The sequence below is a fragment of the Flaviflexus ciconiae genome, assembly GCF_003971195.1.
Taxonomy (GTDB): Bacteria; Actinomycetota; Actinomycetes; order Actinomycetales; family Actinomycetaceae; genus Flaviflexus; species Flaviflexus ciconiae.
In genome coordinates this window covers 2,166,048-2,180,584 of record NZ_CP034593.1, presented here as the reverse complement: position 1 = coordinate 2,180,584, position 14,537 = coordinate 2,166,048, and the positions used below count along the sequence as shown (strand labels likewise).

Genomic DNA, 14,537 nt, shown 5'->3' with positions numbered 1-14,537 from the left:
TACCTTACGCGACTTAACCGGGCTTTGCGTCCGCGCTAGCAATAATCCGGGAAGCAATCGCGTGAGCCATTTTCCGCCACTGTTACTTCGTAGTTTTATCTCTTAGTTAATAGGCAGTAGCAGTAGTAGGGCTTGTGGATTCTGTGGAAATGACACTTTTCCGCGATATTCTTCGACTTTGTCCTGTGGGTAGAGATGTGGGCCCAGCTGTGGATAAATGAGGCCTCCTGTGGATTGAGCCATTTCGATGAAAAATTCTTCCACAGTTTTGCGAAGTTATCCACAAAATTTGGCCAGTTATCCCATGTTATCCACAGGTTGTTGTGGAAAAGTGGATATTTCCCTATCAGCGAGCGGGTTTTGAGGCCGCCTGTTTAATGCGAGTTGTGAGCGCTGACACATCGTCGAAGACATTCTTCTTCTCAGCCATCTGATCCGAGATCTTTCGGGTCGCATGCATGACCGTGGTGTGATCGCGTCCTCCGAACAGATCGCCGATCTTCGGCAGCGACAGGTCGGTGAGTTCACGGCACAGGTACATGGCGATCTGCCGGGCGTTGACCATGGCACGTGTGCGATCCGCCGACGTCAGGTTTTCAATGGTGATGTCGAAGAAGCCCGCAGTTTGAGCCATAATCAGACCCGCTGTTATCTCGAGCTGATCCGTGTTGGAGATCAGATCCTTGAGAACGAACTCGGCCATGTTAACGCTGATCGCCTCATTGTTGAGATCGCAGAAAGCGGTGACGCGACGAAGCGCCCCCTCCATCTCCCTCACGTTGGTGGTCATGCGGGCAGCGATGTATTCGTTGACTTCGCGCGGAACTTGAATGTTGTCGTATGCGGCCTTCTTATCGAGAATCGCGATTCGAGTCTCAAGGTTGGGCGGCGAGATCTGTGCCGTGATGCCCGAGGCGAAGCGAGAAATCATCCGTTGCTCAAAGTTATTGAGATCCTTCGGCGGAACATCCGAGGAAATAATGATCTGCTTATTGGCATTCGACAGAGCATTGAATGTGTGGAAGAACTCCTCCACCGTGTGCTCGAACGTGCCGATGAACTGGATGTCGTCAATGAGGAGAATATCGATCGTGCGGTAACGCTCCTTGAACGAATGCTTTCTCTCATCGCGCAGGGCGTTGATGAAGTCGTTCGTGAATTCCTCGGCGGAAACGTACTTGACCTTGAGGTCCGGGTACAGCTGCAGCGCATAGTTTCCGGTCGCGTGCATGAGGTGGGTCTTGCCAATACCCGAGTCGCCGTAGATAAAAAGCGGGTTGTAAGACTTACCGGGAGCCTCCGCCACGGCAAAAGAAGTTGCGTGAGCAAACCGATTCGATTCACCAATAACGAAGGAATCGAAGTTATAGCGCGGATTGAGACCGGCAGCCTTGAGCACATGATCGGGAGTGATCGGGCCGGCGCCCCGCCGGTAATCTGCCGTCGGTTCCGAATAGGAGCGAGTTGTCGCGGAATTGTCACGGTCATGATCTGACAAAACGGACTGCGGGAGCTCGGTTGGCCTCACCGGAACCTGGGGTGCAATTTGAATCGGCGACTCATTAACGGCCACCGGTTCGGGCTCGGCAGGAGGAGCGGTCTCACCAAGAGTTGAGTCAATTGAGGTGAGAACCCGGACCTTGCGTCCAAGAATGTCCGTCAGCTTCTCGGTCATGTCCTCGAGTGCGTTCTGCTCCAGCCAGGACTTAATGAACTCAGAACCAACGGAAATCATAAAAATCTCGTCGACGGTCGCCAGCGGTTGAGCCATGCGAAGGAATGCCGTTTGAGAATCCGAGAGGCGGTTCTCTGAGCGAAGGAGTTCGATTGCCGCATTCCATGCCTCGAGCGCGTGGCGTGAATCAGACATTCATGAACTCCTTGGGATGACGACAGCCGGTGCAGCTACCTGCTCCATAGTAGGCCAGAATTTCGGATTATCCACCGCTGAGAGTCCCACTTCTCCACAGGGTTTTCCACAAGTGTGGAAAAGTTTTGAGGTCAGAATTCGGCTTGACCTTTGATGAAAGTCTGGAACTACAATAGTGTGATTACACAGCTGTGGATGAAAGTTATACACCGGATGTGAATTCCCGCATTAACGAATTTTCAGGACGCTGAATCTCGGTGAACCTGCTCACCTCCCGAGCCCTCTTATTGACCTCTGACGCGCTTTTTCCTAGGCTTTTCTGGTTACGTGACATTTCGGAAGTCGCTGTACTGCGCTCCGAAACCAAAAGACCGAGTGGAGAACATCATGGTGAAGCGGACTTTCCAGCCCAATAACCGTAAGCGTGCGAAGGTACACGGCTTCCGCAAGCGCATGTCGACGCGCGCAGGCCGCGCAATCCTTTCCGGCCGCCGTCGCAAGGGCCGCGCGAAGCTCTCTGCCTAAGCTGCTGAGGGCTCATGCTTCCGGCGCAAAACCGTATGCGCAGCTCCGGAGACTTTCGAGCCACGATTAAGCATGGGGTAAGGGGCAAAGCCTCCAGCCTCATGCTTCATCTGCAGTCGCCGGGCGACGCTGAGCAAGCCGACCAGGATTCGACCCTGGTCGGCTTTGTCGTGCCGAAAACGGTGGGTAACGCAGTAGTAAGAAATAGACTGACCCGTCAGCTCCGGCACCTCATGCGCGAACGCATCGAGGATTTGAATGCTGGTGGCAGTGTTGTCATTCGAGTTTTCCCGTCAGCACGGGGCCGTACATACGACGAGTTGCGAGCAGATCTCGACAAAGCCTGGGATAGGGCAGCAAGGGCACGGGGATGAGCACCATCTCACGCGCAATGGCAAGCATGATCCGCTGGTATCAGCGGAATATCTCGCCGAGATTTGCGCCGAGATGTCGCTACTATCCGAGCTGCTCCGAATATGCGGTGCGGGCGGTAGAGAGACACGGGGCTGGCAAGGGTACACTGTTAGCCAGTTGGCGAATTCTTCGATGCAACCCGTGGTCGAAAGGTGGGGTCGACTATGTTCCCGAGAAGGGAGCATGGCCGGGCGAACCACTCGGACACGAGGAGCTTTTAACGAAGTGGAACGAAGAAGACGTACATAGTTCTGCCGCGTCCAGAGATCATCACTCAGGCGAGGACATCGTGCCACCCGCGGCACAGCAGAAACAGACCGATACAGACATGCTCGATAAGAAGCATGACTCCGAGACAAGGAAAGACTGAGCCTTGGATACCATCCTCTCCCCCATCATGTGGGTCATCGCGTGGATTATGAACCTGGTCCACATGGGATTGACCGCCATTGGCCTGCCAGACGGCGCCGGCCCCACATGGGTTTTGTCGATCGTCGGACTGACGATTGTTGTCAGGATCCTGATCCTGCCGCTCTTCAAGAAGCAGATCAATTCATCTAGGGCCCAGCAGCTCATCCAACCCGAGCTGAAGAAACTTCAGAAAAAGTACAAGAATAAGAAGGACTCGTACTCCCAGCAGCGCATGCAGGCGGAGATGCAGGCCATCTACAAGGACGCTGGCACCTCGCCATTTGCGGCTTGTCTACCGCTCCTTATTCAGACCCCGATCTTCCTCGCGCTCTTCCGCGTACTCAACAACCTTGTGCCGATCGCTGCTGGTGAGCGCGGTGCAATTGGTCCGCTCGACCAGGCGCTTGCCAAGGAAATTGAGGCCTCCACTGTTTTCGGGGCTCCACTCGCAGCGTCGTTCAACAACGCCACCGCCGGTGGTGGCGATGAAGTAACCGTTCGCATTGTTGCGATGGTCCTTGTCGTCATCATGTCGGTCACCATGTTTTTCTCGCAGCGCATGATGATCACGAAGAACATGCCGGAGGAGTCAAAGAACTCCGACAACCCCATGTTCCGCACGCAGAAGATGATGCTGTGGATCTTCCCGTTCATCTTCCTTATTTCCGGTGTTGCCTTCCCAGTCGGTGTTCTCGTCTACTGGGTTGTTTCCAACATCTGGTCCTTTGGTCAGCAACTCTACATGATCACCCAGGCCCCCGCCCCGGGATCCGAAGCTTACAAGACCAAGCAGAAGCGCGACCGTGAGCGCCGTATTAAGAAGGGACTGCCGGCTGAGGAGACCACATCAACGTCGACCGCCGTTATCGACGAGCCTCGTGGCCAGCGTCAGCAACCAGTCGGTAAGAGCCGTGCCAAGCGCAAGGGGCTTGACAAGGAAGAAGCGCAAACAATTACGCCGGCTCCCCTGCCTGCACCCGAGACCGAGGTAGAGGAAGAACCTAAGCCGGCACAGCGCTCCAAGAAGAAGTCGAAAAAGCAACGTCAGGCAGAGGCAGTCGTGGCCGCCGAGCAGGAGATTCCGGAACCAGCCGAAACATCCGATCCTGGCGATGAGACCGAGGTCGATAAGGGTGGTATGACACCTGCTGAACGTGCCGCAGCTCGTGCCGCCCGCCGCGCCGAGCAACGCCGTATTGCCCGCGAAAAGCGCGAAGGTAAATAGTTTTAGTTCGCGAAGCAGAGCTTGCTTCACACAACCAGAAAAGGACTCCAATGTCTGAATCAACCGAGCGCGAAGAGCTCGTTAAGCGCCTTGATGCCGAAGGCGATATCGCTGCCGACTACCTGGAAGAACTCCTCGACATTGCCGATCTCGATGGCGACATTGACATCACAGTCGAGGCCGACCGTGCCAGCGTTGCGATTGTCAACGACGAAGAGTCGGACCCTCGCCTGCGCCGCCTTGTCGGCAAGAATGGTGAGGTCCTCGATGCTCTCCAGGAGCTGACACGACTCGCCGTACAGACGTCGACCGGCGAACGCTCACGTCTCATGCTCGACATCGATGGATACCGTGCACACCATAAGGAGCGCGTCCTCGGTATCGCCAAGGAAGCCATCAAAAAGGTTCTCGAGACCGGTGAGTCGACCAGCCTCGACCCGATGAACCCATTTGAGCGCAAAGTCGTTCACGACGCTGTTGCTGACGCTGGCCTGGTATCCGATTCTGAAGGTGTCGGTCCCGATCGTCACGTTGTCATCACGCTGAATGCGGATGAGAATGACAACGAGAGCGATGTCGAAGAGAACGAGGACGACGAGTAGCAGTGCGCCAGGACGATACTCCAGCAAATGGTCCAGAGCTCTTTGGCGATAGGTGGGATCAGCTAGAAACCTATGCCCAAATGCTCTGGGACCACGGAGAAGAGCGGGGACTCATCGGTCCCCGCGAACTGCCACGGCTCTGGTCGAGACACATTCTCAACTCGACCGCCATCAACGACTTCATCCCTGAACGTGCTGTCACGATTGATATAGGTTCCGGTGGCGGACTTCCAGGAATCGTCCTAGCAACCACTCGACCCGATACCCACGTCCATCTAGTTGAGTCTATGGAGCGACGAGTAGCGTGGCTAACCGAAGTAGTTGATACCCTCGGTCTTAGTAATCTCACTATCCACCGAGCGCGGATCCAGGATCTCCATGGCGAGTTCCAGGCAAGTGCAGTCACGGCGAGAGCTGTCGCTGCTCTCAAGAAGCTGGTCCCGATGGCTCTACCTGTACTTAAGAGTGGCGGCGTTCTCGTTGCTCTCAAGGGTGAGCGGGCAGAACTAGAAATTGATGATGCTCGTTCAGCACTTCGCAAGAACAAGGTGGAAACAGTCGATCTCCACATCGTCGATGTGGCGGGAACCGACGAACCTACGCGCGTTGTAGTAGCACGTAAGAAATAACATGATATAATAGTATGTTATTTTAGTGAGGGTGCTTGGCCTCTACGGCTTGGGCACCCTCACTTGTCTAAAGACTGGCCAAGTGCCTAAATACAATCTGGAGTATACGGTTCATATCCGCAGCTGGCGACGGAGCGATGCACAGAATGAAGTGGCGCTAGCTCAATTGGCCCTCTTAACCTGTTTCCACAATCCATACTCTGTTGTCTTGTGACAGTAGGTCGCAGGTTCTTGATCGTTGTGCTGAAGCGCCCGAATGAGGACCTTATGTCCGGACTAGCGAGAGGAAGGCACTCAGAATTCCGGTGGGACGACGTGGGTTTTAGTTAAAGAAGATTCTCGCGTCGGGGATTTCTAGCGGCACGCCCTCTCTGGTGCGGGACGATCACGCGATGTAATTGTTGCAGGATATGACCTGACTTATCAGTTCTATTCCAAGCACCGAACGGTTTGCTGTTTCACGTGAAACAGTTCGTCCCCTGTTATGCCAGCTAAGCGTTTGGGTCACAAATGAAATTCTGAGCGACCACAACTCGATGCATAGTTGCGATACTTAGATTATTCGAGGGGATTTTCGCTATAGGGGTTTAGGCCTTGGCGCTGCGCCAGCGAGACTATCGGTTGATAGTGTCGCTTCGACCTTTGCCCGGTTCCAGAAGCGTGCGTCGTAAATGTTTCACGTGGAACATTGGTCGTGGCGACTATTCCTGCCGAGGTTGATGTTGTACGTCCTATTGAGCGCAGTTGATTGATCCTCCAATCCGCCACGTAACACGTTGTACCCCGTGGTTTAGCCGTCAGTGTGTTGGTGCTTTTCCCGAAAAGTGGCCGAAGACTGCGCCAGACGGCTCCGAATTGGTGCGGAGTCGGAACACGATCCACGCATTCTAGTAGCCAATTTACGACAGCAATAGAGAGTATTTCACCCGGCTTGAAGCTGATTGTTTCACGTGAAACGGTTGCGATGTTCCGGGGTTAGCGACGTAGACACAATGAAGTCGATTCTGGATTGATCTTGAGTTGCAACTAAGCTCGCGATACTGACCGGCAGAATCCGCGCGGCTCAGATCAGCTTGACGAATCTTTGATGAGGCGGCCGATTAGTATCTTTCGTTTCACGTGAAACATGCGCATCGGATGAGCCTTTAGTAGCAACAGTCGAGACAGCCACTTGTAGAGGATCCTTCAAAACCGACGCTGTATGTAACGAGAGCCACTAGTCATCCGCCGACATATGCCTTCAATGTAGCAACTTAATCAGGGATCACTGTTTCACGTGAAACGGCAATTTTTCCTATCTCGGACGGGGCCATTCCCAATCGAACCGTAAACGGTTGCTGGTTACCGCTGCGGCCACGCATTCCTTTGGGTCCCGAGACATCCATAAGGCAGTCATGTGGCTCTAGGCAATCTTGGAAGCATTTCTGTTCCAGGTGGAACCCTGTTCCGCATTGTAATTCCTTAAGGCTTTGTAACTACCGCTTCTACCCGTCAATCAGATGCCGAATTTGGAGGCATTTCCCGTGTTCCCAGTAGGACTCTCCATGACCGAGCGGAAGATCCAAATCGGAGCAAAGTGTTTCACGTGAAACGGGCGCAGGAGCCGCATACACTAACGATTGCGCATCTCCCGAACTCAACTGAAGTTGGAATAGGAGGCTTGTTTCACGTGAAACATGGCGAGTTACAACGAGAGGATTAAGATCTCGCTCGCACTTCGAAATGAGGGTGCAGTGAGTGGACCTTTTTCACTTCGACAATGTGCGCTGCCTACTTTTGCGACCAATATCTATATCGAGGGAACATGAAAGATTTTTGCGATAGGTATGGTTGCGAGTTCATCGACGGAAACCGCGCCGGCCCTTGTTTCACGTGAAACACTCTCCGCACGTCGCGCTCTCCCAAAATTAACTGCGTAGAATGAATAAGCAGCGACCTAAAGGAGCGGTTCAGATGGCAGATCCCCGAAAGAAGAAGCCCTCATCTCAAAATTCAGAGAAGGGTGGATTCTACGACAATATGGCGACAACTTCCGGTGGATCGCCGATCGCAAATGAGCTCGCTACGGCACGATCTGCACGGCAGCGACTCAATAAGGCGGTTTTTGAGCGTCCAGCAAAAACAAGAATCATGACGGTCACAAACCAAAAGGGCGGTGTCGGTAAAACCACGACCACCGTGAATATTGCTGCGGCACTTGCCAAGCATGGTCTTAATGTGTTGGTTATTGATTCGGATCCACAGGGAAATGCTTCTACAGCACTCGGAGTTGAGCACGGATCTGAAACGGCCTCTATTTACGATGTCCTCATTGGGGACATGACAGTTGCCGAGGTAGTTCAGGATAGCCCGGAGGGGCCCAGTCTGAAAGTCGTGCCAGCAACAATTCACCTCTCAGGCGCGGAGATTGAGCTCGTTAATATCGACCAACGCGAATCAAAGTTGAAGGAAGCGCTCGAAGTCTATTTAACGTCAGTCAACACCGATAAAGAAACACGTCTGGACTATGTTCTGATCGACTGTCCACCGAGTCTAGGTCTGTTGACGATTAACGCTATGGTTGCGGCGACTGAAGCCTTTATTCCGATTCAGTGCGAGTACTATGCACTCGAAGGCTTGTCCCAGTTGTTAAACAATATTCAGCTGGTGCAAAACTCCCTCAATGGAGAAATTGAAATTTCAACTATACTTCTGACAATGTTCGACCGGCGCACAAATCTTGCTAATGAGGTGGCTCAAGAGGTCCGGAGCCACTTCCCTGACGCAACCCTAAATACCAAAATTCCCCGGTCGGTTCGTATCTCTGAAGCCCCGAGCTTCCAGCAGACCGTTATTACCTATGATTCATCCTCCACGGGTGCGATTGCATATGAGCAGGCTGCCCTGGAGATTACGAAGCGAGGAGCAAACTAATGGCGCAGCGACGTCGTAGCCTAGGCCGAGGCCTAGATGCGTTGTTTCCAACCAAGGACGCTGAGAGCATTGAGGTGCCCAAGTCGAGCCATGCCATAGATGTTTTCTTCGGTAGCGACGAAGTTGAGACCACAGGCCAAGCGGCTTCGGAGCCGATCCCTGAACCGACCGCTCTTGAAGCAGTCGAACAGGTTACGTCCGATTCAGTGGAGAAGCCAGAACGGCGTGAGAGCGAAGTTGAGCTCGTGCCGGTTCCCGGAGCTACCTTTGTTGAGATCCCCATTGGGGAGATTGTGGCGAACACACGCCAGCCCCGAACGATCTTTGATGAGGACGAGCTTTCGGAGCTCTCCGCTTCCATTAAGGAGGTTGGCCTCCTCCAGCCTATTGTTGTTCGCAACTCACCCGATGGTGATGGATATGAACTCATCATGGGCGAGCGTCGTTGGCGAGCGTCTGCGCAGGCAGGATTAACGACAATCCCGGCGATCGTTCGTGACACTGAGGACGACGATCTTCTGCGCGACGCACTCCTCGAGAACCTCCATCGAATTGAGCTCAATCCGCTCGAAGAGGCATCGGCATACCAGCAGCTTCTTGATGACTTTGGTTGTACGCAGGAAGAGCTGTCTCGGAGGATTGCACGTTCCCGTCCCCAGATCTCAAATACGCTGAGGCTTCTTAAGCTACCTCCGCTTGTTCAGCGGAGGGTCGCCGCCGGTGTGCTTTCTGCCGGTCATGCGCGAGCATTACTCGGTCTGACCGATCCGGCTGCGATGGAGAGGCTTGCGCAACGGATCGTTGCCGAAGGTCTTTCGGTTAGGGCGGTTGAAGAGATTGTGGCACTTGGGGACGAACCTCGAGCCAGGTCGACGTCGCGCGGAGCATCCGCTGCTGCATCGCCGGAACTTCAGCGTCTGTCTGTTGATCTTTCTGATCGGTTGGACACCCGGGTGAAGGTAAAGCTTGGTGCTCGAAAGGGCACCATGACGGTGGATTTCGGTTCGATCGATGACCTGAACCGAATACTCGACGTCCTGTCTATCCCAGTGGAACGAGTGCCGAACCCGGACGAGAATAATCCGGATAGCTAAAAGACGAGAGCGGCCTCCACGATCTGTGAATACAGTTCGCTGGGGGCCATTTCGTTGTCTTCTGCATAGCGGACAGCTGCCTGCGGGAGCAGTGATGTTTGGGTCATTCCCGGTGCAGAGTTCGCATCGATAAACCAGGGCGTGCCGTTGTTGTCGACGACAAGATCCGAGCGCGAAATGTGTCTGAGGTTGAGTTGCTGGTGCGCGGTGATCGCCACGTCCATGCACTTCGTGAGCAGATCATCTTCGAAGCGTGCCGGAACAAAATACTCTGAGCGACCGGCGTTGTAGCGAGCGTCGTAGTCGTAGAGGCCGTTTGTGACAATCTCTACCGGGGGCAGGGCAAACGGCTTGCCTTCCGCGGTTTCAATAACGGAGACGGCCACCTCGTGGCCCTCGACATGCTTCTCGATAAGAACACGGTCTGAGTAGGCAAAGCTGTCGACCATGGCGCCCGGCAGGGCCTTGGCTTCGGTCACGATGCTGACACCCAGGGCACTACCGCCCGCAGCTGGCTTAATAACGACAGGGAAACCGTACTTCGCGGCAACGAGGTCGAGGATCGCGGTTGCTCCGACCTCGCGGAAGAGTGACTGCGGAAGGGAGGTGGATTCCGGTACCGCAATGCCAGCGTTGGCGAGGATAGAGTTTGCGACGGGCTTGTTAAACGCTAGTCGGCTCCCGTGTGCCTTACTGCCAACGTAGGGTAATCCGATGAGCTCGAGAAGGTCTTGAATGGAGCCGTCCTCGCCCGTGGAGCCGTGAATAAGAGGCCATACGACATCCGGCTGGATTGCCGAGAGTCTCTGAAGGAGGTTCGAATCCACATCGAGAACCTTGACCTGGTAGCCGGCTTCCTGGAGCGCTCCAGCTACTCGCCTGCCCGAGTGGATCGATACGTCCCGCTCGTGGTTAAGCCCCCCGGCGAGAATGGCAACGGTCTGTGGTGATGTCATGGCTTCTCCGCCTTCAGTGGGTCTCTGTGGATGGGTTTTCGATAACGGGTCCGTGTTCGTGACGCTCCTGTGCTCCGAACATGGTCACAAGTTCCTTCTCTGCCTCGATAACGGTTCCGAGGCGTCGCACACCCTCGCGGATGTTTTCCGGCGTGGGATAGCAGAAGGAGAGTCTCATGTGGTCACGGCCCTGGCCATCGGCGTAGAAGGCTGTTCCCGACACGTAGGCGACGCGGTGGGTGACGGCGCGGGGCAACATCGCGTGTGCGTCAAGGCCTTCCGGGAGGGTCACCCACGTGTAGAAGCCACCGTCCGGCACCGTCCAGGTGGAGCTCGGTAGGTATTCGGTGAGCGATTCAAGCATGGCGTCGCGACGTTCGCGGTACATGCCCCGGTATTCCTTAACCTGCTGGAACCAGTCGTAGGTCTTTAGGTATTCGGCGATGGAGAGTTGCCCAACCATGTTTGGGGAGAGAATCGCGGATTCGGCGGCAAGGATGAGCCGCTGCGTGACCGCGTGCGGCGCCAATGCCCATCCCACCCGATATCCAGGTGCGAAGATCTTCGAAAATGAGCCAAGGTACACAACCGCATCGGGGTCGAAGCTTTGGAGGGCAGGGAGCGGCTCGGAGTCAAAGCCGAGGAGCCCGTACGGATTGTCTTCGAGAATGATGACGTTGTGGCGCTTGCAGATCTCGACGATCTGGGGCCTGCGCTCGAGCGACATGGTGACGCCGGCAGGGTTGTGGAAGTTCGGAACGGTGTACAGGAACTTCACGTTCTTGCCGAGGGCTTCAGCGCGCTTCAGGGTCTCTTCGAGGGCTTCGGGGATCAGCCCCTTGTCATCCATCGGGGAGTGAATGACTTCGGCCTGATAGGCCCGGAAAACGCCGAGGGCACCAACGTAGGAGGGTGCTTCGGCGATGATGGCGTCACCCGGGTTGATGAAGATCTGGGTCATGAGGTCCAGGGCCTGCTGGGACCCGGTCGTCACGATCACGTCATCGGGGTGTGCATGGATGCCGTCGTAGCGCATGACTTCGACGATCTGGGTGCGGATCTCTTCTTCGCCTTGGCCTCCGCCGTACTGGAGGAACTTGGCTCCGCGATCGCGGATAAGCTTGGCCGACATTTCTGCCAGAAAGTCGAGCGGCAGGCCCGCAATGTTGGGCATGCCGCCGGCGAGTGAGACGACTTCGGGGCGGTTAGCGACGGCGAAAAGAGAACGGACTTCGGAGGCTCTCATGCCGAGTGACCGGTCGGCGTAGGAGGAATACCAGGGATCGAGCCTGTTGCCGGCGGAGGCACGTGCCGAATTCGAACGAGTGTCGTCGGAATGTGCTGCCATATGTACTCCTTACGTGTGTCCCGCTCTATTTTGCCACGTCACTCCCGCCGGTCATTGAGACCTTTGGCAGGGAGTCCTGGATGAAAGAGCGGAGCTCGGCCTTCGGCCTGGACCCTGTCAGAGTACCGCTGACTGTGCCGTCTGTGCGAATAGCCACGGTAGGTAGCATGTCGACCCCGACCCTATCGGCGAGGTCGGGGTCGAGATCAACGTCAACGAACCGGGCAGTCACACCGAGTTCGGCAACGACCTCAGAAAAGATCGGGGCTGCTTGCCGGCACGGATCGCACCACGGTGCGGTGAAGAACAGGACCTCACATGTCATTGAGGTAGTGCTCGGCATCAAGCGCCGCTGCACAGCCCGTTCCTGCGGCGGTGATGGCCTGACGGTAGCGGTGGTCGACAACGTCGCCGCAGGCGAAGACGCCGGGGATCGAGGTGGCGGTCGTTGGGGAGTCGACGGTGATGTAGCCGTTGACGTCGAGGTCCACCTGGCCATCCACGATGCTGGTGCGGGGGTCGTGTCCGATCGCGATAAAGAGACCACCCACCGGCATGTCCCGCTGATCACCGGTGTTTGTGTCCGTCACGGTGATCGATTCGAGGCGACCGTCGGCGGAGCCGTTGATCTTTGTGACGGCGGAGTTCCATGCCATTTCGATCTTCTCGTTGGCGAGCAGGCGATCGGCCATGACCTTCGAGGCGCGGAGCTCGTCGCGGCGGTGAATGACGGTGACCTTGGAAGCGAACTTCGTGAGGAACAGTGCTTCGGTGACGGCGGAGTCGCCGCCGCCCACAACCGCGATTTCCTGGCCCTTGAAGAAGAACCCGTCGCAGGTGGCACACCAGGAAACACCCTTGCCGGAGTAAACCGATTCGCCTTCGAGACCGAGTTTGCGGTACTCGCTGCCGAGGGCGAGGATGACGGACTTGGCGTAGTACGTTTCGGAGTCCGTCTTGATTTCCTTGATGTCACCTTCAAGCTTCAGTTCGACGGCGTCCTCGTATTCGACCTGCGCACCGAACCTCTCGGCCTGCTCCCTCATGTTCTCCATGAGCTCGGGTCCCTGGATGCCCTCGGGGAAGCCGGGGAAGTTTTCAACCTCCGTGGTCGTCATGAGCGCACCACCGGCGTCGAGGACGCCTGCGAGGATCAGGGGCTTGAGACCTGCCCGGGCCGTGTAGATGGCAGCGGTGTAACCGGCGGGGCCGGAGCCGACGATGACAACGTCGCGAATGTCAGTCATGGAAAGCTTTCTATTGAACGGTGATTTCGGAAAGGTCGATGCGGAACTGGCCGTCGGAGTTCGCAACCGGCAGGTCCTCGAACCAGAGGATAATCGTCTGGGTGACGACGGGCTCCTCGGATGTCAGGACGGTGCTGGACGACATGGGCCCTTCCGCGATGACCTGGCCGGAGTTGGGTGCCGCGTTAACAGTATCCCGCCACTGGACCAAGCCACCATTACCGTCAACGGTGAGAGTCACCTCAGATATTTCTGTTTCCTCAGCGAGCGTAATCTCCAGTCCGATACCTTCCTTCATCCAGAAGCCCTGATCGGAGTACCACCAGGAAGACCAGGAAGTTGCGGGGTTGCCGTCGATAATGTTCGGGGTGGAGCCGGGGTTGTCCTGGGTCGCAACTGTCGAAGGATCGAGGTCTGCGGCCTGGGGGTTGAGAAGGGCTACGTCCTCAATGACCGGTTCCGGATATTCGACCGGTTCTTCCGTTTCCTCTTCCTCGGTCGGCTCCTCCGTGGGATCCGCGGTGTCGTCCTCAGTTGGCTCGACAACTTCTTCGGTTGCCGCATCGTCGGTCGGGTCGATCGTCACGGGGTTCGTGTCACTCAGCAGGTGGTTCACGGCGAAGTAGCCGGCGATGATCACGAGGATTGCGATGATGACCAGGACGATTGCGGACGTGTTGACGGAACGTGCGGGACGGTCCTCGTCATCGTCTCCCGACAGGCCCTCCCACGGCTCCGGTTCCGGGCCGGCTGAGGCTGTCGTTGCGGAGGTTGCCGTGAACGTTTCCTCGGGGCTTCTCTTCGGCCAGTTTGCCGCTACGACCGGGGTTGTGGCAGCCCCACCGGCCGCGAGAGGAGCAATGGATTCCTTCTTCGTCGGCTGGGGATCCTCGAACGGATCCGGGATTGCAGGCATGGCCTGCGTCTTTTCCGGGTCCTTGATGGGCCGGGGTAGGCGGTTGACGTGGATGGCACCCCAGGGCGCGACTGCGCGAATGAATTCGCTTGTTGACTGCGGTCCCTGACCGTCGGCGATCTCCGTGAAGACGGGGCGGAGCTCCGTTTCGCCAACCTTGTCAGCGGCCCGGCGCAGGAAGTCCTGCTGGTCGTCCTCGGCGGGTGCTTCCTCACCGAGGACGAGGCCCGCGGCGAGCAGGGCAAGGTTCCGAGCATCCCGGCGGTCCAGAACCGGGCTGGAGAGATCGGCTGAATGGTCACCTGAGAACGCGGCGTCAATGCCGAGTCCGTCGACGAGGACCGAGCCTTCAGAGTCCACTCGGACAAGTTCGGGACGGAGGTTCAG

General features: G+C 56.3%; 14 protein-coding genes. 8 read left to right on the top strand and 6 right to left on the bottom strand.

All coding sequences use genetic code 11. From position 1 onward, the window contains the following. Nucleotides 1-346 precede the first annotated feature (346 nt). Nucleotides 347-1,870, bottom strand: coding sequence for a chromosomal replication initiator protein DnaA (dnaA, locus tag EJ997_RS09515; RefSeq protein WP_126704342.1), 1,524 nt, complete (start codon nucleotides 1,868-1,870; stop codon nucleotides 347-349). A gap of 387 nt (nucleotides 1,871-2,257) precedes the next feature. Between dnaA and rpmH the strand changes: the two genes are divergently transcribed. The 8 genes from rpmH (at nucleotide 2,258) to EJ997_RS09475 (ending at nucleotide 9,683) form a co-directional block, all read left to right on the top strand. Continuing rightward, nucleotides 2,258-2,395 carry a 50S ribosomal protein L34 gene (gene rpmH / locus EJ997_RS09510; RefSeq protein WP_126704341.1) on the top strand — a complete coding sequence of 46 codons (138 nt, stop codon included), beginning with the start codon at nucleotides 2,258-2,260 and terminating at the stop codon, nucleotides 2,393-2,395. Nucleotides 2,396-2,409: 14 nt separating this feature from the next. Beyond that, nucleotides 2,410-2,769, top strand: a complete 360-nt coding sequence (gene rnpA / locus EJ997_RS09505; RefSeq protein WP_126704340.1) for a ribonuclease P protein component — start codon at nucleotides 2,410-2,412, stop codon at nucleotides 2,767-2,769. Continuing rightward, nucleotides 2,766-3,179 carry a membrane protein insertion efficiency factor YidD gene (gene yidD, locus EJ997_RS09500; RefSeq protein ID WP_126704339.1) on the top strand — a complete coding sequence of 138 codons (414 nt, stop codon included), beginning with the start codon at nucleotides 2,766-2,768 and terminating at the stop codon, nucleotides 3,177-3,179. The genes rnpA and yidD overlap by 4 nt, the downstream gene beginning before the upstream one ends. Before the next feature lie 3 nt (nucleotides 3,180-3,182). Then, nucleotides 3,183-4,445, top strand: a complete 1,263-nt coding sequence (yidC, locus tag EJ997_RS09495; protein WP_126704338.1) for a membrane protein insertase YidC — start codon at nucleotides 3,183-3,185, stop codon at nucleotides 4,443-4,445. Nucleotides 4,446-4,495: 50 nt separating this feature from the next. Next, nucleotides 4,496-5,047, top strand: a complete 552-nt coding sequence (locus EJ997_RS09490; RefSeq protein WP_126704337.1) for a Jag family protein — start codon at nucleotides 4,496-4,498, stop codon at nucleotides 5,045-5,047. Between the two features lie 2 nt (nucleotides 5,048-5,049). After that, nucleotides 5,050-5,676 (top strand): 16S rRNA (guanine(527)-N(7))-methyltransferase RsmG, encoded by a 627-nt coding sequence (gene rsmG / locus EJ997_RS09485; RefSeq protein WP_126704336.1) that lies wholly within the window; start codon nucleotides 5,050-5,052, stop codon nucleotides 5,674-5,676. Nucleotides 5,677-7,695: 2,019 nt separating this feature from the next. Next, complete coding sequence (locus EJ997_RS09480; RefSeq protein WP_126705030.1) at nucleotides 7,696-8,589, top strand: ParA family protein; 894 nt, start codon at nucleotides 7,696-7,698, stop codon at nucleotides 8,587-8,589. Next, on the top strand, nucleotides 8,589-9,683 hold the full coding sequence (locus EJ997_RS09475; protein WP_126704335.1) for a ParB/RepB/Spo0J family partition protein: 1,095 nt from the start codon (nucleotides 8,589-8,591) through the stop codon (nucleotides 9,681-9,683). Before EJ997_RS09480 ends, EJ997_RS09475 begins: the two co-directional genes overlap by 1 nt. Here EJ997_RS09475 and EJ997_RS09470 read toward each other — a convergent pair. From EJ997_RS09470 to EJ997_RS09450, 5 genes are read right to left on the bottom strand one after another with little or no spacing between them, the layout of a single operon-like run. Continuing rightward, nucleotides 9,680-10,639, bottom strand: coding sequence for a D-alanine--D-alanine ligase family protein (locus EJ997_RS09470; RefSeq protein ID WP_126704334.1), 960 nt, complete (start codon nucleotides 10,637-10,639; stop codon nucleotides 9,680-9,682). The genes EJ997_RS09475 and EJ997_RS09470 overlap by 4 nt on opposite strands. Before the next feature lie 13 nt (nucleotides 10,640-10,652). Continuing rightward, nucleotides 10,653-11,987: an aminotransferase-like domain-containing protein gene (locus EJ997_RS09465; RefSeq protein WP_126704333.1), complete on the bottom strand. Its 1,335-nt coding sequence runs from the start codon at nucleotides 11,985-11,987 to the stop codon at nucleotides 10,653-10,655. A gap of 25 nt (nucleotides 11,988-12,012) precedes the next feature. Then, nucleotides 12,013-12,312 carry a thioredoxin family protein gene (locus EJ997_RS09460; protein WP_164719924.1) on the bottom strand — a complete coding sequence of 100 codons (300 nt, stop codon included), beginning with the start codon at nucleotides 12,310-12,312 and terminating at the stop codon, nucleotides 12,013-12,015. Then, nucleotides 12,302-13,234, bottom strand: coding sequence for a thioredoxin-disulfide reductase (gene trxB / locus EJ997_RS09455; protein WP_126704331.1), 933 nt, complete (start codon nucleotides 13,232-13,234; stop codon nucleotides 12,302-12,304). Before trxB ends, EJ997_RS09460 begins: the two co-directional genes overlap by 11 nt. 10 nt (nucleotides 13,235-13,244) lie before the next feature. Continuing rightward, complete coding sequence (locus EJ997_RS09450; RefSeq protein WP_126704330.1) at nucleotides 13,245-14,510, bottom strand: discoidin/SUN/FTP domain-containing protein; 1,266 nt, start codon at nucleotides 14,508-14,510, stop codon at nucleotides 13,245-13,247. Between the last annotated feature and the right edge of the window lie 27 nt (nucleotides 14,511-14,537).